Raw genomic sequence first — 20,032 nt, forward strand, 5'->3', positions numbered from 1 at the left:
TCTTGCTCCTAACGCCTTTATTTTAGCTGTTCTGTCCGTCTTCGTTGTCACGCATTTCATTACGGCGGTCAGTCGACCAATTGTTATCCGTGATTTGGAAGCGATTAATGTTATCCATAATATTGTCTGCCAGCTTGATGACATCTTTACCCACTTTAGAAGAATGGCTCGTTTGCTCATTGATCTTCATAAAGCTTTGACGCATACCTTCGTAATGAGAGGTTACGTCTAGGAAGTTCTTCTGCTGGTTCTCGACTGCAAGATCAATATGGCCGACCTTATCGGAAATGGTTTCCATAGCTGCTTTAATTTTGGCCAACGACTCAGTCGCTTCGGTGGCATAACCAGAAGAGCGAGTCGCATTTTCTTTGCTCTTCTCCATGCGCTGAACCACTTTCTCGGTACCGTTTTGAATCGCTCCCACCATGTCCGCAACTTCATCGGTAGACTGACGAGTTTTCGATGCCAATGTTCGGACTTCATCCGCCACCACGGCAAAACCACGGCCAGCCTCCCCAGCACGGGCTGCCTCAATCGCGGCATTCAAGGCCAACAGATTTGTTTGTTCAGAGATACCATTGATCACATCTATGATGCCTGCAATTCTATCTGTATCGTCCTTCAAGGTAGATAAAGCTTCTACCGCAAGGGTGATTTCTTCGGACAATTCAGCCATCACATCCGCAACTTTAATGACCACCTGACCACTCTTATGAACGGTTTCATTGCCTTCAATCGTCGCCGAACCTATCAGTTTAAGCTCGTCTTCTACCTGCTTAGTTGAGTCATTGGTATCGGCTAAGCAAACATTCACAAGATCCGCCTGCTCTTTTTGTTGCTGAGTGGCGGCGGCTAACTCAAAGTTCACATCGGCCATATCGCCAGAAATAGGTTTAAGCCTTACCACCGAGGCCAAAACTGTAGAGAAGGTCGAATCAATATGATCAGTAAAGCTATTAATGCCCTTGGCAAGTTCGGTTAGCTCATCATTGCCTTTCTCTGGTAAACGCTGCGTCAAATCACCATTACCCTCGGCAATGTTATGCATAAGAGCAACCATGGTATCAATCGGCTTCACAATAACCTTAGCCAATAGCAAACCAAGTAGCGCCCCTATGATCAACGTAATAACAGACACAATCGCGAGATTTGTATGGATGACAGTTTGTAACTGGCTGACCGATTCTAGCGCTTCTTCTTCGTGTATTTCACTGATGATGATCCAATTCATCCCATATACTTTTAGGGGCCTAAAAGCACTTAAGGTTTTTTCACCAAAATAGTTGGAAGAAGCAACAATACCAGACTTACCATTAATTGCCTGTTTTACCGCATCGGTTTCGACTTTCAATAATTCTATGGTCGTGCCACGGGTATTGATTTTTTCTAATACTGAAGCGGAAATGTTTAGCTGTTCGCTCTTAGCATTAAAGGCTTGCTGATCTTCTAGCAAAGTACGGTCATTACTTCGCATCAACAAATCGTGGCCTACTATGTAGGTCTGGCCTGTTTTGCCTAAGCCACTTTCCTGCCATTTTTTATGGTGGGACATGACCCCTTCGATTTTATCGATTGGCATTTGGAAGATAAGTACACCCACCATTTTACCGTTTTCAAAAATACCGGATGAGGTAAAAGAGGCAGCGGAGTTGTAAGAAGGACCATAAGGAGAGAAATCCGTTAGGTAAGACGCGCCTTTTTTATTGTCTTTCACCGCCATATTAAAGGCCTTGGCAATACCAGTATCTTTATAAGGGCCGGTTAATAAAGAAGTACCGAAGTCCAACTCTTTGAACACACTGTAAATAATATGCCCTGTCTGAGCATCGGCAATAAACACATCATAATAGCCAAACTCTTGCTGGAAATTTCGGAAACTTGGATGAAATTTGCCATGCACTTGATCGTACATAGAGCCATTATTGGCAGTAGTTAGGCTATCTTTTTCGCCTAATGGTGCTGGGTTTTCACTGATGTAGGTTTGTTGCAAAGCCTTAGCCACAGGGCTGAGACCTGCGACCAGTTGGTTCGGGTTACTCGACTGACCGCTGTTTAACGCTTTAAACTGCTTATCAAATGCCCCAGTGTAATAGTCTTTGAGTTTTTGCTCTGTGCTAGAAGAAGTGGCTAAAGGGTATTCGCTAAAGGCTTTACGGAAACTTGTCGTTGCTTCAAGAGTGGCCGTATTTTGCGCCAAACTGCTGACCTGGCTTTCAATAAAGGAGAAATAGGTTTCAATAGATTGCGCCGTGAGCTCTCGTGACACGATGAGTTGTTTATTCGCACTGGCTTTAAGGGCGTCGCTGCCTTCTTTTAAAGCGTTCTCACTGAGAATCAAACCAACAATAATGGTTGGTACAAAAGCCAGAAGAGTCCCCATCAAAATCAAACGCGTTTTTATTGATAAAGCCATGATTCATTTCCCTTATAGTTATGCTAGTACGGTTTACAACTCTTAACTATCAACTATTAACTTTTACTAAAGTCACCTTGAAATAAGTATCGCAAGGCTTTTCGAAAAATAGAAGCCTGAGCCTATATTTTTATGCTAAATATTTGACCTAGCTTAATAATATTGAACTTTTTCTAGGATATTCGCGACTTATCGACGCTATAAACTCTGGGTCACAAGCATGAGACCCAGTGGGCTTTTAGTCCAATAGTGATGAAAGCCTCTTGTTTTTCAAACACACCCTTCCAAGCAAATTTCAACTCTTGAGGTCGCTCTTGGATTTTATCTAGACTGGTTACTTCCAGAAATTCTCAACGCTGATAGTTCCCTAGCACCGTCTCTATTCCAGCCAAATCCTTTAAAAAATCTGTGCGAAAAACCCGTTTTAAATACTTCACAGACAGCTTCTACTTAAAGGGAGCAGTAGAATCTATTTGCTTAATATCAAAACCTAACATAAACATTGCTTTATCAATTTTCCTAAAATTTTCTTGAGTGACTTCACCATACTCTAACTTACATAAGTACCTCAGAAACCACGATGCCACTTTATTTGCCTTGAAGTTACGCTCATTATTCTGGGGCTTAATATCAATACCAAGTAATGCCCGATATTCACTGTTCAAACACCGAATACGGGCTGCCACCCCGCGAAATGAAACAAGATATTTTGTTATCTCTGTTAAAGCATCCTTCTGTTCAGATTCTTCAAGCGAAGAATAGAAACAGGCGAAAATATAGTTAATATAAGCAGCAACTCTTGAGTCATAAATAGCAGTTCGATCAAACATAAGTGAGAAGACTTTAGTCCAGCCACTAGACCAGCTTTTACTTTCGATATCGACTGAGAGATCCTGATCATTTTCAAACCATGCTTTACACTCTGCAAGATAGGGTTTCAATTCGCTTTTACGATGAAGAGTGATGGCCTCTATAATATTTGAGGATTGAACTCCTCCCCAGTCAAAGATTTCTATACATTGCAAAATAAGCTCATTCTCTGACACTATTGCGGAGAAATTTATTTGCTGATCAATGTTAACCAAATACTCGCCAGACGGTTTATAGTTGTACGCTTCAGAAGCAGATCGAATGCAATCAAACTTAATATTACCTTTGCGCTCACCAAAGTTTACGACCGACGTAGCGTTACGAATCTTATTTTGATAGAAACGCCCAAAGTTCAATTCATCTAGGATCTGAGCAAGGTCATTATAAGAATTCATAGTTTTACTCTTCAAAGTGAAGGTCAGACTAGCTTAAAAGGAATCAAACATTAATGAGCTGTACCACAGCAACACCGATTTCATCATTTTCACAACTTACATAGGAATCATATGGATCAGGTGATATATCAATTCTGAGGCTTGAACCAGATGGCTCACAGTCAGCATTCAATTCAGCTTCAGTTTGTTTTTTGTGCCAACTCTAAATATTTAATGGTCGTTGCTTCATCTAAAGTGATCACGAGTTTTTGGCTCATAAATAAATCCTTATATTTTTTGTTTTCACCTAACTTATGGCTACCTACTTTAAGTTCATCAAAAATGATCAAAGAGCGCCTATGAACACCTAATATCCAGTTGTACTAGCTCACTAAATCTGATTTTTCACAAGTTGCTTTTGATGTGCCACAGTGAATATTAAAACGATATGTAATGTTATGGGGTGACGTGGCGACCGACTAATAAAGGGATGCCTCTTGACCCCCAAAAGTTAGGGGATATACATCCACTCGACATACCACCATGTCTGAAACGATCAACCATAAAGTATTCTTTATGACTAATACTATACCCTGTAGAAACTTTGTATTGCGCCTCGATTAATTCTTTAAGCGCTATCGGTGTACTGGGCATATCGACACTTTCGAAGCACTCCTTAAGCTCTCGCCATAAAAAACGATCTCCACGCAAGCCCCACTGGCGTGGCTCCTCAATAAATATCTCTGATACTTTCATAACCATCTCAAATTTAAATCCTTCGTATATTACGGAAAACTCATTCCCCACACTCTTTCGAGCACTTTTGCTATCGCTCGACCAAAGCTTCAAAGCGGGAAGAAAAATCCATGCCTTTCACTTGCTACACTTTCTTAAATTCGCCAATCACCTGTTGCAGCATTTGAGGAATTCGAGGTTTCCATGGTTATTTCTTTCTCCATTGGCAAGTAAGCAGTTTACTTGAAATTAATCCGTGTAAATGAATGTAACCATACTACTTGATAATCTTTATCGATGTGAGGCTTAACCTTACATCTTGCCGAGCTTTTTCAGCTTTGTATTAATCCATACTGACAAGGCCCCAAGGGCAACAAATGCCGGTTTATGAGTTGTATTCAGCCCTTGGCCTAGATAGTATATTTTGTATTATAAATACAAGTGTGATCTGTTCGAGAATCTATGAAAAAGCTATTTAAATCCCTGTACGACTCGCTAAATGCCAATCAATCTAAGGCCACCCAATGGAAGGCCTTTGTCACCACAGCCCATGAGTATCTTTCCAAGCGTCAAAAAAGCCTGATCAAAGAATACAAGATTGGTGAATACGAGCGTTTCGATTGGGACCAAGAAAATGGCACCTTGGTGTTTTCTAACAATGATAAGCCTGTGGTGATCGCCAAGGTTCAATTTGTTGGCTCGCTTTCTAACCAAACCAAAACTTGGTTGTGGTCTTGGGCAAATGGGGTGTTTCTTGAGAATGTTAAAAACCGTATGGATCTGGTAAAAGAATACGGTGAAGAGCATCGCTATAAAGAGCTGACCAAGGCAAAATGGTATGCCAACGAAGCCGAAGGCTGGGACATGACGTCCATTACCGCTTATTTGCTAAAAGCCAAAGGCGCCTATCGCACCAGTGCAGAAAACGGCTATACCTATATGGTCATTACCGATATACACTGGGCAAAAGACGGCAAATAACGATTCGCCTTCGCGCTTTTGCCACCAGCATTCAAGGACAGAAGCTATGTATAAATTAAAACACGCCCTATTTTTACCAAGCGTCATTATCAAGAGCACGGTGGTGCTTACCCTCCTGGCGCCCTACGCCCACGCAATGGATTTAGTGGCGTTTGGCAATGCTTGCCTAGCCGAAGAAGCCCAGCTAAAAACCACGAAAGACAAGTTGGATGATTTAAATGCTGGAACACGGCAGCAAGCCACACAAAACACCAGCCAATCCAGCCAGTTGGACAGTGTGGTCACTGAACTGGCTGACTTGCAAGATGTCATGGATGAATGCCAAGAGGTGGACAGAAACAGCAGCTATTGCCATCAAATTCGTATTCGCTATAACCGTTTAGTCGATTTAGAAACCGATTTACGCTTACAGCTTGCCCAGCAAGACAGTGCGGTATTTGATGAAGACTTAGCCACAGAGAAGAAGTTAAATACTGCAAAATACGAGAGCCAGCATGCAAGTTTTATCGCCCGTTGCCGCGATTCAGACACTCACTATCAACTGCTCAATGACCCTAACGCCTACGAAAGTGTTTGCCTCAAGCACAATGCCAAACAGAGCATTACCTGCTCACTCTTTTAAGTATTAAGGCTCGTTTTTCGGTGTGGGTATTTGTCCGTGACTGACCTGCACCAGCTTATCCATCGAAAACCCGAGGGACATGGCTTCTCTTAAGATGCGTTGCTGGTCTCCTGCTGGCATTTGAGGGCGACGAGATAATAGCCAGAAAAACTCTTTGTTGGGGCCGGCAATGGTGGCGTATTGAGGGTTGCGACTGTCGAGCTCAAAGATCACATAGGCGCCATAAAATGGCCCAAAGAAAGACACTTTTAAATGCCCTTCATTGGAAGAAGCAACATAGCTGGCTTCCCCCTGAGCTTCGCGCCAACCACGATCTAAAGCAGAATAACCTTTGTTGAGCACAGCTATGGTGCCGTCTTTTTGTAAGTGATAAGTGGCCGTAACGTTAGTGAGCCCCTCTTCAAAAGCGTGATCTTGGCGCACGATTTCGTACCAAGTTCCTAGAAAGGGTTGTATTTTTTGTTCCTGAATAGGGTCTAACCTATTGGATTGACTGGAGCAGGCGATCAACCCAAACGTCATTACGTACACTAGCCATTTCATGCCCTGCTCCCATCTTATTTTGGTGAGTAGAATGGTTAATGCCTCATGCTTTGGCATCCACTTCACCTTGAATGACTACATCCTAGTACATTTTAGCAAGCTAGGGATAGCCTTGTGGTTTGGGATAAATCAGCAGCACATCATCAATTTGTCATAAACGCCAAGCATCATGGGGGTTATTTCCCTGTGAAAGGTACTGTTTTGCTTATCCGCCAATTTAGACGTGTTGCAACCACTCCTCCAAGGCGACGCCTCACCAGCAAAAATGTCACCATCAATTTAAACAGCAAACAAGCCATTGGCAGTGTACACCCGCAATACTTATCTTTTTCGATTGATATCTCCGTCTTGGCGGGAGGCTTTTGGTGGGAAGGTGGCACTGGCAGTAAACGGGGTTTAGGCACAGAACGAGTACCGCCATTAGATTTAGATCAGGCGCCACTCGATAAGCTTGTCTCTGCTTTAGGCCCCGCCTTTGTTCGGGTTGGCGGCTCGGAAGCCGACAAGGTGGAATACTTTACTTCGGTATCTGAGCAAGACACCAAAGCCGATGCTCTGTATCTCAGCCAAGACATGTGGGACGGCTTACACAACTTCTGCCAACGCAATGCATTAGACCTGATGTTCACCTTTAAATACGGCTTGTTTTCACGCCTCAGCCATGGCCGTTGGCAGGACGATCAAGTTCGTGCTCTTTTAGAATACAGCCAACAACACCAGCAAAACATTGCAGTGTGTGAGCTGGGTAATGAGTTAAATGCCTATTGGGCCTTCCATGGTTTAACCGCCCAACCCAGCGCTTATAAATTGGCACAAGATTACGGCACTTTCATCAAGACGGTACGACAGCATTCACCGAACAGCCTAATTGCTGGGCCGGGTAGCGCCTTTTGGCCAAAAATTGGCGAGACCATTCGCCCCATTAGCAACCTAACCGCTCCCTTTTTGAGTCACTTGCCCGCACCCATCGATATTGTGAGCTGGCATTATTACCCTTTTCAAAGCAGCCGCTCGCCGGTGAAAACCCGAGCCGCCACCTTACGAAATTTGCTCAACCCTAAGTCCTTCTTGGACTATCAAAAATACAGTGGTGAGCTAAGCACCCAACGCAATAAATATTGGCCAAAAGCTCAATTGTGGACAGGTGAAACCGGCTCAGCCCAGTGCGGAGGGCAAGAAAAACTGTCCGACCGTTTTGTGTCGTCTTTCTGGTGGGCCGATCAATTAGGCCGCGGCGCTAAGCTGGGGCAACAGGTGATGGTGAGGCAAAGCCTAATTGGTGGCGACTATGCGCTTATCAACCGCCGTAACCTAAAGCCCAATCCAGATTATTGGGTAAGTTGGTTGTGGAACAAGCTTATGGGACAAGAGGTTTACGATGTGAGCAGCTCTGACCCGCAAGTCTTGGTGTATTGTCATAAGGCGAAGAAACTAGGCAAATGCACCCTGCTGATTATTAATATGTCGGCCAGCCCAAAGATCATTCAGGCTCAACACTTTGGTGCTAAAAAACGCCGCTACGAACTAACCGCAGACAGCTTGACCAGTAAGAAAGTGCGTATCAATGGTATTCGCCCCAAGTTCAAAAATGCCAAGGTAAAGCTTAAAGATTTCCCTAAGCTTTCCAAACTGAACATTGTCAGCCCCTATAGCATTAACTTTTGGTGCTTTGAAATGTGAGCCTTGCTTGGGGCTATCGCAAGCTGGCCCCTACTCGGGTGACAAGGTAAATACCAAAACACACCAGCAATAGAGCAATGAGATTTTTCCATTCTAGGAAAGCTTCTTGCAAAAACAGCCCAGAGAGTAAGGTGCCAAAAATCGGGATCAGGAAGTTAAAAATCGTGATCATGCCCACAGGGTTATATTTAAGCAGCAAGCTCCACACGGCAAAGGCGATCGACGAAAGTAACGCCAAGTACATAAGCAGCAGGGTTGCTGAAAATCCAAAATCGCCAGACTGCCCGCCCAATCCATAGCCGATAACCAAGAGAATCAGACCACCGATTGCAAGTTGCCAAGCCGTCATTTGCATGGCGTCCATATTTTGCGATACCCGCTTTCCATAAATTGAGCCTGCCGCCAGAATAAACGCCGCAAACACCACAGCACCCTCCCCCGCTAAGGTGAAATCTATAGATAACAATGAGTCACTAAAGTTGACCATGAAAACGCCAGCAAAACCCACTAAACAACCGACTAACTTACGCTGGTTGAGCTTATCGTTATGATACAAATAGTGGGCAAGGATAACGCTAAAAAAAGTGCCTGTGGCATTCATGATCGAGGCTTTGACACCCGTGGTGTTCGCCACGCCAATATAGAAGAAAACATATTGTAAACAGGTTTGTGTGGCGCCTAACAGGCTAAGTTGGCGGACGTTCTGCCAGTTCAAAGGTAAGCTGGGACGCTTAAGAAGCTTATTGATAAAAATGAGGAATAGGCCTGCCAACAAAAAGCGCATGCCCGCAAAAACCATTAGCGAAGGTATGTCTCCTCGGGGAATGTTGAGTAGCTCATAGCCTGTTTTAATGGCGGGGTATGAGCTGCCCCAAAGTATGGTGCACAGCACTGCACAGGCGAACACCACATATCGGCGAGTAAAGAATTCACTGTTCCCTTGCATACCTATCCCTATTAACCACAAAGCTATTTGAAGCAGGCATTATACTCAGCAAAGCAAAGGGGTAAAGGCTCTTCTTTTTAGTGCCTAATGCCCCAACCAGAAAGATTAGATAATAGCGATGCCTGGCTCTTCAACCAGACTTTTCGCATCGGTTCTTTCAAGGATTTTTACCAGTGCTGACTGAATAGATTCGTCTTCTTTGACATTCGCTCCGGTAAAGCTTTGCTCTTGAGCTTCTGCGCCTTCCTCTAGGGTAAAAGCAATGGTGACCTTGGTGGCGAATTCTGCCGTTTCACCATAGTAAGACAATGACAGTAACGGGTAGCCTTTAAACCCCATTTTGGCTTTTTTGGCCAAACGTTTTTTCGCTTTATCTAGATTCATAGTGATCCTTATCACTGGATGATGGTGCTAAAAATTGAACAGCTTATCGAAGGGTAAAAAGACAAGATTCGCCAAGGCTAATAAGAGAATATCAAACAAGGTAATCTGCATACCGAGTTTACGGTATTTAAGGGTATCGGAAAGTATGCCCTTGGCGTGAATAAAGCGGCCTAAAATAAGCGTCAAACCAAAGATGTTCAGTAGCCAAATTGGCCCACCGTTAAACTCTAAAGCAAACAATAATATTAGCGCGATAGGTATGGTTTCTGTGGCATTAGAATGGGCAGATCGCGCCAGAACTAATGCATCCACACCTCCATCCCCATGAGCCACTTGATTACGGATTCGGTTCTTAACGACATTAATCACCAACCAGCAAATCCAAATAGCCAGAATGGCTGCATATAAGGCTGTTATCATTTTTATTACCTCTCATCGTTCAATGACGCCGTTAGTCTTGGCATTCTAACCCAATAATACTAAAAGGTATCCAACTATAGACCGTTTGCTCAACTCCCTATTATGAAACTCTAGAATGCAAAAAGCCTTGCCATAAAACTATGGCAAGGCTTTTATTACATGGAAGCTTAGAACAAGAGTTCTAGCGCTTATTTAAGATCGAAACGATCCAGCTCCATGACTTTAGTCCAAGCTTTTACAAAGTCGATCACAAAGCGTTGTTGTGAATCTTGGCAAGCGTACACTTCAGCAAGAGCTCTTAGCTGTGAGTTAGAGCCGAATACTAGATCAGCACGGGTTGCTGTCCATTTCACTTCACCAGTTAGGCGATCACGGCCTTCAAACTCATTTTCTGCAGGAGAAGTCGCCTGCCATTGAGTTGCCATGTCTAGCAAGTTCACGAAGAAGTCATTGCTAAGCGTTTCAGGCTGATCCGTTAGCACACCGTGGTTAGAACCATCTGTGTTCGCGCCTAGTACACGTAAACCTGCGACTAGCACTGTCATTTCTGGTGCAGACAAGGTTAACAATTGCGCACGGTCTAACAACATTTCTTCAGTAGAAGTGGTGTACTGGCCTGCTTGGTAGTTACGGAAACCATCTGCAATAGGCTCAAGTACCGCAAATGACTCTACATCTGTTTGCTCTTGTGTGGCATCGCCACGACCCGGTGTGAAAGGTACTTCAAGCTCAATACCTGCCGCTTTCGCGCCTTTTTCAACACCAACGGAACCGGCAAGAACGATCAAGTCAGCCAAAGAAACCGTTTTGTCACTATCGCGGTTAAATTCCGCTTGAATAGCTTCAAGAGAGCTCAATACACTTGCTAGTTGCTCAGGCTGGTTAACGGCCCAATCTTTCTGTGGCGCAAGGCGAATACGTGCACCGTTGGCACCACCACGCATATCAGAACCACGGTAAGTAGAAGCTGAAGCCCAAGCTGTAGACACCAACTGAGATACAGATAAACCAGATGCCAAAATACGTGCTTTCAGGTCTGTAATTTCTTCCGCACCGATTTGCTCACCTGTTACCGCAGGAATCGGGTCTTGCCAAATTAGCTCTTCTTGTGGAACCAAAGGTCCTAAGTAACGAGCTAGTGGTCCCATGTCACGGTGAGTCAACTTGAACCAAGCGCGAGCAAAGGCATCCGCTAGGGCTTCAGGGTTCTCGTAGAAGTGACGAGAAATTGGTGCGTAAATTGGATCATCACGTAGTGCCAAATCCGATGTAAACATCATAGGTGCATGGCGTTTTGTTGCATCGTGGGCATCTGGCACACTGTTTGAACCTGCTGTACCTTTTGGCGACCACTGCCACGCGCCTGCAGGGCTCTTAGTCAATTCCCAATCGTAGTCGAATAGGTTTTCAAAGAAGCCGTTGTCCCATTTGATTGGATCTTTTGTCCAAGCACCTTCAAGTCCACTACTAATAGTGTCTGCACCATTACCCGTACCTTGTGAGTTGCTCCAACCAAAACCTTGCTCAGTAATACCCGCCGCTTCTGGGTCTGCGCCAACTTGTGCCGCATCGCCTGCACCGTGGGCTTTACCGAAGGTGTGACCACCAGCAATCAAGGCAACGGTTTCTTCGTCGTTCATCCCCATGCGACCAAAGGTATCACGGATATCACGAGCAGAAGCTAGAGTGTCAGGCTTACCATCTGGACCTTCTGGGTTTACGTAGATCAAGCCCATTTGTACTGCGGCTAGAGGATCTTCTAAGTCACGGTCGCCACTGTAACGGCTGTCTTTACCGCCACTTTCTTCTAGCCAAGTGCCTTCTTTACCCCAGTAGATGTCGTTTTCTGGTTCCCAAACGTCCACACGGCCACCAGCGAAACCAAAGGTTTTAAAGCCCATAGATTCCAATGCACAGTTACCCGCAAGAATCATTAAATCTGCCCATGAGATCTTACGGCCGTATTTTTGCTTGATCGGCCAAAGTAGACGACGCGCTTTATCAAGGTTGACGTTATCTGGCCAGCTATTTAATGGAGCAAAACGCTGAGTACCAGACGTCGCGCCACCACGACCATCTGCTGTACGGTAAGTACCAGCACTGTGCCATGCCATGCGAATCATAAATGGACCGTAGTGACCGTAATCGGCAGGCCACCAATCCTGTGAGTCTGTCATCAAGGCATACAGATCCTTACGCAATGCTTCAAGATCTAGGCTCTTGAATTCTTCTGCGTAGTCAAAGTCTTCGCCCATAGGGTTAGAGTTTGCTGAGTGCTGATGCAAAATGCTCACATCTAATTGGTTTGGCCACCAATCTTTGTTGGACATGCCACGACCAGCTGCTTGGTTATTGCCTTTACTGCCGTGGTTAAACGGACATTTACTTTCGCTAGACATTTGTATCTCTCCTGCTTGTGTAACTTTGTTAAGTCTGTAGTGATAGTTATAGCCGATAACATCTGGGTTTTCTAATAAATTTATCCTAATAAGACGATAGTCACTCTGCCCTTCCACAGTGCAAAGCAAAACTATTACTCCTCCAGTTGCTCAGTTATCTTCTTAGCATAGCCATTTCCAAGAACAAACATAGACGAGAGATTCACGGCTATCCACTTAGTGAAGCCATCACTTTGTATAGTTTGCATAAGGTTTTGCTGGAATGTTTGTACATCTGGCTACAAAGACTTTTGTTAGTCCACAAGACAAGGATTTGGTTCATTAGTTGCTAGAGGTTTAGGGTATCTTTTACATAACCTGCGAAGGAAAAAATAATGAAGCCATCAGACTTTCCATTAAGTGAAGTTCCAAAAAGCGAGCGCCAAGGCTTACTGCCTATGGCGGTCATCCTATTAGGTTTTACCTTTTTTACCGCCACCATGTGGGCAGGTGGAACATTGGGCAAAGCCTTTTCGTTTAGCGAATTATTGCTGGTGATCTTAATTGGTAATTTACTATTGGGTGTCTACGCTGCAGCACTGGCCTACATTGCCTTTAAAAGTGGTTTGAATAGTGTTTTGATGGCGCGCTTTAGCTTTGGTGAGTTAGGCAGTAAGTTATCCGATTTTATTTTAGGCTTCACCCAAATTGGCTGGTATGCCTGGGGAACAGCCACTTTAGCCATTGTATTGGTTAAAGTCACAGGGATCAGCGAAGCTTGGCAGACGCCACTCATGATCTTATTTGGTTTCGCTTTTTGTATCAGTGCGGTAATTGGTGTGCGCGGTATCGATATTATTTCCCGAGTGGCCGTACCCAGTATGCTTATTTTCATTTTGATCAGCCTGTTTACAGGCTTAGTAGACATTGGCGGTATTGGAGAGCTACTTAATTTAGAGCCAAGTGAAAGCATGAGCTTTGCCAGTGCCATCACTATTATTATCGGCACCTTTGTTAGTGGTGCGACGCAAGCCACCAACTGGAGCCGTTTCGCTAGCAGTGGCAAGATTGCCGTATGGGCGACTATGGCGGCGTTTTTTATTGGTAACGGTTTAATGGTTCTCACTGGCGCCCTAGGCACTTTAATTTACCAACAAGCGGACATTGTTGATGTTATGCTCGCTCAAGGTTTTATGGTGCTGGCGGTGTTAATGTTGTTCATGAACATCTGGACCACTCAAGACAACACCATTTATAACTTTTCAGCCGCAGGTTGTAACCTACTACGCACCGACAAACGCCGCCTGATCACACTCATCGGCGCGCTGATTGGTACCGTTATGGCGATCTTTGGCATGTATAATTTCTTGATCCCTTTCTTAATTTTGCTGGGCACTTTCATTCCACCTATTGGCGGTGTGATCATGGCAGACTTTTGGGTCAAGCATAAAGGCCAATACCCAAGCTTGAGTACAGCTCAAATTCCAGCCTTTAACTGGCTAGGATTAGCCTCTTATGTTTTAGCATCAGCGGCAGCTTATTTCTCGCCTGTGATGCCTCCTATCGTCGGAGTCCTAGTCGCTTTTGCTTGCTACAGCCTGTTAACATCAAAATTCTCAACCAACACAAAAGCGGTGCTTAATAATTAATGACCATTTGTTGTGCAGATATCCCTCGCCTACCCGGCTTGGAGAACATTACCTTTAGAGCCGGATTACAGGGAGGCCAGCGCATTGTGCGCTGGCCTTATGTGGCAGAAAACGACACCATCCAACCTTGGGTGAGCGGTGGCGAACTGGTGTTTGTCACCGGAATTAACCATAAAAGAAGTGAAGCGAACCTTTGCCAACTGGTCCGAGAAGCCATAGACAGCCATGTTGCTGGTCTGGTTATTCTCACCGGCCCCGAGTTCATTCGTAAGATTCCCAAACAAGTAATCACTCTGGCGAACCAGCACAACTTGCCGATTTTAGAACAACCCTATGATTTGAAAATGGTCTTAGTGACAGAAATCATCAGTAATGCCATTGTGCAGGATAACTTATTGGGTAAATCGGTGCGCTTGTTCTTAACCAAGCTGATTAATGGCCAAGCCCAAGCTCCAGAGCTCATTCATTTACGGGCAGGAGAGCTTGGTATTCATGACTCCCGTGCCTTTTCTACTTTAGCTATTCGTTTACGCGACACACCTACCGCAGACAGTGATCCGCAAGCCCTATTGAAGGCACGACAGGCCCTTGAGCAACAAATCAGTGAGCTGCTGAAACGCCGAGGCATTGATTGGCCCGTATTGAATTATCAGCAGGATTTCCTTGCTATTTGGCCCGTGGATGATGATCAAACCGCCGACCTTTACCATGAAGTTGAACGCATGCTGAGTCTTCTGCAAAAAAGCTTTAGCGATGTGGATGTTTGTATGGGCGTCAGTGATTTACAGCATGATTTACACACCCTATCTGTTGCCACGGACCAAGCTCGGCAGGCTTTACAATTTGCGGTAAAGCATCAACACAAAACCTTGTTTTTCTATGAGCAACTGGGCATTGCTAAACTCTTTGCCGCGGTGCCTCAAAGAAACCTGCTCGCGGATTTTTGTAAGCAATATCTTGGTGAGTTATGTTTTGAAAAAGACCCGGCCACCTTGGAAATGAAAGTCACCCTGAACCATTACTTTAACCATTTTGGTCATCAACAACAGACCGCCGATGCCATGGGCATTCACCGTAATACGTTAAGTTACCGCCTTAATAAAATTGAACAACGGCTTGGTTACTCTCTACAAGACCCTTTTTTACGTCTAAACCTACAGAACGCTCTATTAATGGAACAAGTCCTTTTCCATCACCATAGTATTGATGAGCAGAGCCTAGTTACCGATTATTCTAAGTGAGATTTTTATGCAAATTATTAACGCCCGTTTACGCCACTCTAATGATCTTCACACCCTAACCATTAAAGAGGGCAAATTTCATAGCATTGAGACTCAAGCCGAAGCGCTGCCGGAACAAAACGACCAAATCAATGCCCACGGCAATCTAGTCTGCGCCCCTTTTGTGGAGCCTCATATTCATCTTGATGCGGCACTGACCGCAGGTGAGCCTGAGTGGAACCAGAGCGGTACCTTGTTTGAAGGCATAGAAAGATGGCGCCAACGCAAGCCTATGTTGAACGAAGCGGACATTCGTAAACGCGCCCTTTCCACCATAGAGCTGCTGGTACAAAACGGTGTACAAGCCATTCGAACTCACGCCGACACGACCGATCCTTCGTTGATCGGCATTCGCACCTTATGTGCCCTACGTGACGAGCTTAAAGATAAGATTGACCTGCAAGTGGTGGCGTTCCCTCAAGACGGTATGCTCTCTTACCCAAATGGTTTGGCACTGATGGAAGAGTCCTTACAAATAGGTGCCGATGTGGTGGGTGGTATCCCGCACTTTGAATACACCCGCGAGCTGGGGGAAAAGTCGGTAAAAACATTATTAGAGCTGGCGAGAAAATACGATTGTTTAGTGGATGTGCATTGTGATGAAATCGATGATCCAAATTCGCGTTTCTTAGAATTCCTAGCGTGTGAGGCGCTGTTTCACGACATGGGGCCAAGAGTCACTGCCAGCCATACCACCGCCATGCACTCTTACGACAATGCCTATTGTTCCAAACTGTTCCGCCTGTTGAAGAACTCTAAAATTAACTTTATTTCCTGCCCTACCGAGAGCATTCACTTACAAGGCCGCTTTGATACTTACCCGAAACGCCGTGGTGTCACCCGAGTTAAAGAGCTTCGTGAAGCCAATATTAATGTCTGTTTGGGGCAAGATTCTATCTTTGACCCTTGGTATTCCTTGGGCAACGGCAAGCTGCTACGCACCTTAGATTACGCCATGCATATCTGCCAAATGATGGGTTACCAAGACTATGCTCGTGCGCTGGATATGATCACAGATAACAGCGCCAAGACTATGTGTTTAGAAGGCTATGGTATTGAGGTGGGTAATCCTGCAAACTTTATTATCCTAGAAGGCTTTGATGACTACAGTGTGTTGCGCAAGCAAGGGGAAGTCTTGCTATCGGTTCGCAAGGGGGAAATCATTGTTGAGCGCCAGCCAGCTAAAATTCTTAGCCAACCTTGGGTGAGCAACAGCCTCTAAAACATAACAAAGCTCATAAAAAAAGCCCCATGTTCAACTTCTGTGAACATGGGGCTTTGTTGTTATACAAGCGGGTTATCACTTGCTCGTTAGATGCGCTCAAACACGGTAGCGATACCCTGTCCCATACCAATACACATGGTAGCAAGACCTAGGGTGGCATCTTTCTCACGCATAACGTTTAGCAAGGTGGTAGAAATACGCGTACCAGAGCAGCCTAATGGATGACCAAGGGCAATGGCGCCACCGTTTAGGTTTACCTTTTGATCCACCACATCCAATAAGCCAAGGTCTTTCAGAACCGGAATAGATTGTGCGGCAAAGGCTTCGTTTAGCTCAGCAATTTCAATGTCTGCAATGGTCAAGCCAGCACGTTTCAGTGCTTTTTTCGACGCTGGTACTGGGCCGTACCCCATAATAGCAGGGTCACAACCGGCCACGCCCATACTGCGTACTCGAGCGATTGGCGTTAAGCCAAGGTCCTGAGCTTTTTGTGCCGACATCATCAGCATGGCTGATGCACCGTCAGACAAAGCAGAAGAGGTACCCGCGGTCACTGTGCCCACTTTTGGCATAAATACCGGCTTCAGCCCAGCCAAAGATTCCATAGAAGTCTCTGGGCGAATCACTTCGTCCACTTCAACCAAGATTTTGTTGCCCTCGGCATCATGGCCTTCTAGGGAAACAATCTCATTAGCAAAACGGCCTTCCATTGTGGCTTCATGGGCTAGGCGGTGGGAGCGTACGGCAAACTCGTCTTGCGCACTGCGGCTAACCCCATGCATTTTGCCGAGCATTTCCGCGGTTACGCCCATCATCATGGAAGCTTTCGCCATGTGTTTAGACAATGCTGGATTCACGTCTACCCCGTGCATCATGCTTACATGACCCATGTGCTCCACACCACCGACGACGAATACATCCCCTTGGCCGGTCATAATAGCCTGAGCTGCGGTATGCAAGGCCGACATAGAAGAACCACATAAGCGGTTAACAGTTTGCGCAGCACTGGTGATTGGCAAGCCACCTAACAGTGCCACAGCACGGGCCATGTTAAAGCCCTGCTCTAGGGTTTGGTTGACACAACCCCAGATCAAGTCTTCCACATCATTTGGGTCAACATTTGGGTTACGCTTAAACAAAGCTTTGACCAATTCTGCGGATAAGTTTTCGGCACGTACATGACGGAACACACCGTTTTTGGTTTTACCCATTGGCGAACGTACTGCGTCGATAATAACGACATCATTTGGATTCAATTTCATGAAAATACTCCTCTACCCTATGGGGAAATTATGCGCCGTAGTAAGTTTGTGCGTTTTTCGCCATGTCGCGCATTTTTGCGGTTGGCTCGTACAACTTACCTAGGTGACTGAATTTATCTGCAAGTTCACAAAAAGCTTGCAGCCCCATTTGATCTAGATAGTGCAGCGCACCACCAAGGTAAGGAGGGAAACCGATACCATAGATGAGTCCCATGTCCGCTTCTGATGCCGATGCTACGATGTTTTCTTCTAGGCAACGAACCGTCTCGATGCACAGTGGAATCATCATGCGGGCAATAATGTCTTCTTCACTCAGGTCTGTCTGGCTGGCCACCACTGGGGCTAACAGCTCATTGATTTCCGCGTTGAAGATCTTCTTCGGCTTACCCTTGCGGTCGGCTTCATATTGGTAAAAACCTTTACCGTTTTTCTGTCCAAAACGTTCCAATTCAAACAAGCGATCTACCGCATTAACACCTTCATGTTGCATGCGATCTGGGAAGCCTTCAGCCATCACTTGGTCCGCATGGTAAGCCGTATCAATACCCACCACATCCAGCAAGTAGGCAGGGCCCATTGGCCAGCCAAATTTCTCCATGGCTTTATCCACTTGTTGGAAATCTGCCCCTTCTTGCATCAGCAATGAGAAACCTGCGAAGTATGGGAACAAAACTCGGTTTACCAAGAAGCCCGGACAATCATTCACCACCACTGGGGTTTTGCCCATGGCTTGAGCGTAGGCAACCGTTTTAGCAATGGCCGCGTCACTGGTTTTTTCACCGCGAATAACTTCCACTAGCGGCATACGATGTACTGGGTTGAAGAAGTGCATGCCACAGAAGTTTTCTGGGCGCTTTAAGTCTTTCGCAAGTTCGGTGATGGAGATGGTCGAAGTGTTGGACGTTAAGATGGCATCTTCCGCTAAATGGCCTTCTACTTCCGCCAATACCGCTTTTTTCACCTTAACATTTTCAACTACGGCTTCGACCACGAGATCCACTTGACCAAACTCACCATAGGTCAATACTGGGGTAATACCGTTCATGGCTTTTAGGGCTTTTTCCGCTGTGCTGCGACCACGGCTGATTTGGCCATTGAAAAGCTTGTTGGCTTCATTCAGGCCAAGGTCTAAGGCTTCTTGACGAATGTCTTTCATGATAATCGGCGTTCCCTTGGATACCGATTGGTAGGCAACACCGCCACCCATGATGCCTGCACCCAATACCGCGGCTTGCTTAACCGGCGCTACACCTTTGGTTAACTTACCAGCGCTTTTCTTAATCGCTTGATCACTCAGGAATAGTGTCACTAATGACTTAGCCACAGGGCCTTTGGCAAGTTTAATAAAACCTTTAATCTCAGTTTCTGCGGCTTTCTCCATGGTTTGGCTGATGCCTTTTTCCATGGTCTTAATGGCCGCCATAGGCGCAGGATAATGCTTACCCGCTTTCGCACCTACTACACCTCGTACCGATTCAAACACCATCATTTTTTCAATGGGTGAGAATTGCAAAGGAGCACGATTTTGCTCTCTACGGGCTTGGAAGTCTAACTTGCCATCCAATACTTGCTGAACAAGATGACGGGCTGAATCATTGACTTTTTCAGCAGGAACAACTGCATCGACAGCACCGTCTTTAAGTGCATCTTCACTGCGTTTTTGGGCGCCGCCACAGATCCACTCACAAGCGTTATCTGCACCGATAAGGCGAGGTAAACGCACTGTGCCACCCCAACCTGGATAAATACCTAACTGGGTTTCCGGCAAGCCAATTTTTGCGCTGTCTGCCATCACTCGATAGTCACAGGCTAGACTTAGTTCCATACCACCACCAAGCGCAATACCATTGATCGCCGCCACTGTTGGGTAAGGCAGGTTGGAAATATCATCGAATAGGTCGTGTACAACACGTAATTTGTCGGTCAGTTCTTGGTCTTCCAATTTAAACCAAGAAATAAACTCTGTAATGTCTGCACCCACGACAAAAACGTCTTTGGCACTGCTAAAGATTAGCCCTTTCACATCGTCTGTATGCTTCAAAGCATCAATGGCTTGCCCTAGCTCACCGAGTGTGAGGCTATTAAATTTGTTTACCGACTCTCCGGCAAGATCTAGAGTGACTGTTGCCACTCCAACATCATCGATCGTTACTTTGATGGCTTGTCCTTCAAAGATCATTCTGGCCTCCACTTGTTTTTATTATGATTGCGGTGCTCGGCACCGCTACCAGTTTTCAATAGTTAAAATCTTATTTGGTCTTGTGTTCGTT

Annotated in this window: 16 protein-coding genes; 6 read left to right on the plus strand and 10 right to left on the minus strand. The window is 45.4% G+C overall.

The annotated features are described in order from the left end of the window. Nucleotides 1-22 precede the first annotated feature (22 nt). From ACUM5Y_RS00570 to ACUM5Y_RS00580, 3 genes are all read right to left on the minus strand, one after another. Entirely contained in the window at nucleotides 23-2,413 is a 2,391-nt protein-coding gene (locus ACUM5Y_RS00570) for a methyl-accepting chemotaxis protein (protein WP_445974903.1), read from the minus strand. Between the two features lie 446 nt (nucleotides 2,414-2,859). Then, nucleotides 2,860-3,678 (minus strand): hypothetical protein, encoded by an 819-nt coding sequence (locus tag ACUM5Y_RS00575; RefSeq protein ID WP_445974904.1) that lies wholly within the window; start codon nucleotides 3,676-3,678, stop codon nucleotides 2,860-2,862. Nucleotides 3,679-4,113: 435 nt separating this feature from the next. Continuing rightward, nucleotides 4,114-4,413, minus strand: coding sequence for a hypothetical protein (locus ACUM5Y_RS00580; RefSeq protein ID WP_445974905.1), 300 nt, complete (start codon nucleotides 4,411-4,413; stop codon nucleotides 4,114-4,116). A 441-nt stretch (nucleotides 4,414-4,854) separates the two neighbouring features. On the opposite strand from ACUM5Y_RS00580, the gene ACUM5Y_RS00585 reads away from it, so the two are divergent. Both ACUM5Y_RS00585 and ACUM5Y_RS00590 read left to right on the plus strand, forming a co-directional pair. After that, nucleotides 4,855-5,373, plus strand: a complete 519-nt coding sequence (locus ACUM5Y_RS00585; protein WP_445974906.1) for a DUF6882 domain-containing protein — start codon at nucleotides 4,855-4,857, stop codon at nucleotides 5,371-5,373. A gap of 46 nt (nucleotides 5,374-5,419) precedes the next feature. Then, nucleotides 5,420-5,995, plus strand: a complete 576-nt coding sequence (locus ACUM5Y_RS00590) for a hypothetical protein (RefSeq protein ID WP_445974907.1) — start codon at nucleotides 5,420-5,422, stop codon at nucleotides 5,993-5,995. A gap of 3 nt (nucleotides 5,996-5,998) precedes the next feature. Here the strand turns inward: ACUM5Y_RS00590 and ACUM5Y_RS00595 are convergent, their stop codons facing one another. Then, on the minus strand, nucleotides 5,999-6,595 hold the full coding sequence (locus tag ACUM5Y_RS00595; RefSeq protein ID WP_445974908.1) for a lipocalin family protein: 597 nt from the start codon (nucleotides 6,593-6,595) through the stop codon (nucleotides 5,999-6,001). Between the two features lie 57 nt (nucleotides 6,596-6,652). Between ACUM5Y_RS00595 and ACUM5Y_RS00600 the strand changes: the two genes are divergently transcribed. After that, nucleotides 6,653-8,218 carry a glycosyl hydrolase family 79 N-terminal domain-containing protein gene (locus ACUM5Y_RS00600; RefSeq protein ID WP_445974909.1) on the plus strand — a complete coding sequence of 522 codons (1,566 nt, stop codon included), beginning with the start codon at nucleotides 6,653-6,655 and terminating at the stop codon, nucleotides 8,216-8,218. Nucleotides 8,219-8,231: 13 nt separating this feature from the next. On the opposite strand, the gene ACUM5Y_RS00605 is transcribed toward ACUM5Y_RS00600, so the two are convergent. The 4 genes from ACUM5Y_RS00605 to katG all read right to left on the minus strand — a co-directional run bounded on the left by ACUM5Y_RS00605 (nucleotide 8,232) and on the right by katG (nucleotide 12,367). Next, nucleotides 8,232-9,164, minus strand: coding sequence for a DMT family transporter (locus ACUM5Y_RS00605; RefSeq protein ID WP_445974910.1), 933 nt, complete (start codon nucleotides 9,162-9,164; stop codon nucleotides 8,232-8,234). A 105-nt stretch (nucleotides 9,165-9,269) separates the two neighbouring features. Continuing rightward, nucleotides 9,270-9,548 carry a hypothetical protein gene (locus tag ACUM5Y_RS00610; RefSeq protein WP_445974911.1) on the minus strand — a complete coding sequence of 93 codons (279 nt, stop codon included), beginning with the start codon at nucleotides 9,546-9,548 and terminating at the stop codon, nucleotides 9,270-9,272. 27 nt (nucleotides 9,549-9,575) lie between these two features. Further along, entirely contained in the window at nucleotides 9,576-9,968 is a 393-nt protein-coding gene (locus ACUM5Y_RS00615; RefSeq protein ID WP_445974912.1) for an MAPEG family protein, read from the minus strand. A 188-nt stretch (nucleotides 9,969-10,156) separates the two neighbouring features. Next, complete coding sequence (gene katG / locus ACUM5Y_RS00620; protein ID WP_445974913.1) at nucleotides 10,157-12,367, minus strand: catalase/peroxidase HPI; 2,211 nt, start codon at nucleotides 12,365-12,367, stop codon at nucleotides 10,157-10,159. A gap of 374 nt (nucleotides 12,368-12,741) precedes the next feature. Between katG and codB the strand changes: the two genes are divergently transcribed. The 3 genes from codB to codA are packed head-to-tail and all read left to right on the plus strand — an operon-like array spanning nucleotide 12,742 to nucleotide 16,497. Further along, nucleotides 12,742-13,995, plus strand: coding sequence for a cytosine permease (gene codB / locus ACUM5Y_RS00625; RefSeq protein WP_445974914.1), 1,254 nt, complete (start codon nucleotides 12,742-12,744; stop codon nucleotides 13,993-13,995). Further along, nucleotides 13,995-15,236 carry a PucR family transcriptional regulator gene (locus ACUM5Y_RS00630; protein WP_445974915.1) on the plus strand — a complete coding sequence of 414 codons (1,242 nt, stop codon included), beginning with the start codon at nucleotides 13,995-13,997 and terminating at the stop codon, nucleotides 15,234-15,236. Before codB ends, ACUM5Y_RS00630 begins: the two co-directional genes overlap by 1 nt. Before the next feature lie 7 nt (nucleotides 15,237-15,243). After that, on the plus strand, nucleotides 15,244-16,497 hold the full coding sequence (gene codA, locus ACUM5Y_RS00635) for a cytosine deaminase (protein ID WP_445974916.1): 1,254 nt from the start codon (nucleotides 15,244-15,246) through the stop codon (nucleotides 16,495-16,497). A gap of 89 nt (nucleotides 16,498-16,586) precedes the next feature. Here codA and fadA read toward each other — a convergent pair whose 3' ends face one another. Continuing rightward, nucleotides 16,587-17,762: an acetyl-CoA C-acyltransferase FadA gene (gene fadA, locus ACUM5Y_RS00640; RefSeq protein ID WP_445974917.1), complete on the minus strand. Its 1,176-nt coding sequence runs from the start codon at nucleotides 17,760-17,762 to the stop codon at nucleotides 16,587-16,589. 28 nt (nucleotides 17,763-17,790) lie between these two features. After that, nucleotides 17,791-19,941 (minus strand): fatty acid oxidation complex subunit alpha FadB, encoded by a 2,151-nt coding sequence (fadB, locus tag ACUM5Y_RS00645; protein ID WP_445974918.1) that lies wholly within the window; start codon nucleotides 19,939-19,941, stop codon nucleotides 17,791-17,793. Nucleotides 19,942-20,032 lie beyond the last annotated feature (91 nt).

It is taken from the genome of Marinomonas dokdonensis, assembly GCF_052747885.1.

Bases quoted from the DNA above. Each gene is read 5' to 3' on its own strand.
- ACUM5Y_RS00570 (WP_445974903.1), bottom strand. From the start codon at position 2,413: ATGGCTTTATCAATAAAAACGCGTTTGATTTTGATGGGGACTCTTCTG.
- ACUM5Y_RS00575 (WP_445974904.1), bottom strand. From the start codon at position 3,678: ATGAATTCTTATAATGACCTTGCTCAGATCCTAGATGAATTGAACTTT.
- ACUM5Y_RS00580 (WP_445974905.1), bottom strand. From the start codon at position 4,413: ATGAAAGTATCAGAGATATTTATTGAGGAGCCACGCCAGTGGGGCTTG.
- ACUM5Y_RS00585 (WP_445974906.1), top strand. From the start codon at position 4,855: ATGAAAAAGCTATTTAAATCCCTGTACGACTCGCTAAATGCCAATCAA.
- ACUM5Y_RS00590 (WP_445974907.1), top strand. From the start codon at position 5,420: ATGTATAAATTAAAACACGCCCTATTTTTACCAAGCGTCATTATCAAG.
- ACUM5Y_RS00595 (WP_445974908.1), bottom strand. From the start codon at position 6,595: ATGCCAAAGCATGAGGCATTAACCATTCTACTCACCAAAATAAGATGG.
- ACUM5Y_RS00605 (WP_445974910.1), bottom strand. From the start codon at position 9,164: ATGCAAGGGAACAGTGAATTCTTTACTCGCCGATATGTGGTGTTCGCC.
- ACUM5Y_RS00610 (WP_445974911.1), bottom strand. From the start codon at position 9,548: ATGAATCTAGATAAAGCGAAAAAACGTTTGGCCAAAAAAGCCAAAATG.
- ACUM5Y_RS00615 (WP_445974912.1), bottom strand. From the start codon at position 9,968: ATGATAACAGCCTTATATGCAGCCATTCTGGCTATTTGGATTTGCTGG.
- katG (WP_445974913.1), bottom strand. From the start codon at position 12,367: ATGTCTAGCGAAAGTAAATGTCCGTTTAACCACGGCAGTAAAGGCAAT.
- codB (WP_445974914.1), top strand. From the start codon at position 12,742: ATGAAGCCATCAGACTTTCCATTAAGTGAAGTTCCAAAAAGCGAGCGC.
- ACUM5Y_RS00630 (WP_445974915.1), top strand. From the start codon at position 13,995: ATGACCATTTGTTGTGCAGATATCCCTCGCCTACCCGGCTTGGAGAAC.
- codA (WP_445974916.1), top strand. From the start codon at position 15,244: ATGCAAATTATTAACGCCCGTTTACGCCACTCTAATGATCTTCACACC.
- fadA (WP_445974917.1), bottom strand. From the start codon at position 17,762: ATGAAATTGAATCCAAATGATGTCGTTATTATCGACGCAGTACGTTCG.
- fadB (WP_445974918.1), bottom strand. From the start codon at position 19,941: ATGATCTTTGAAGGACAAGCCATCAAAGTAACGATCGATGATGTTGGA.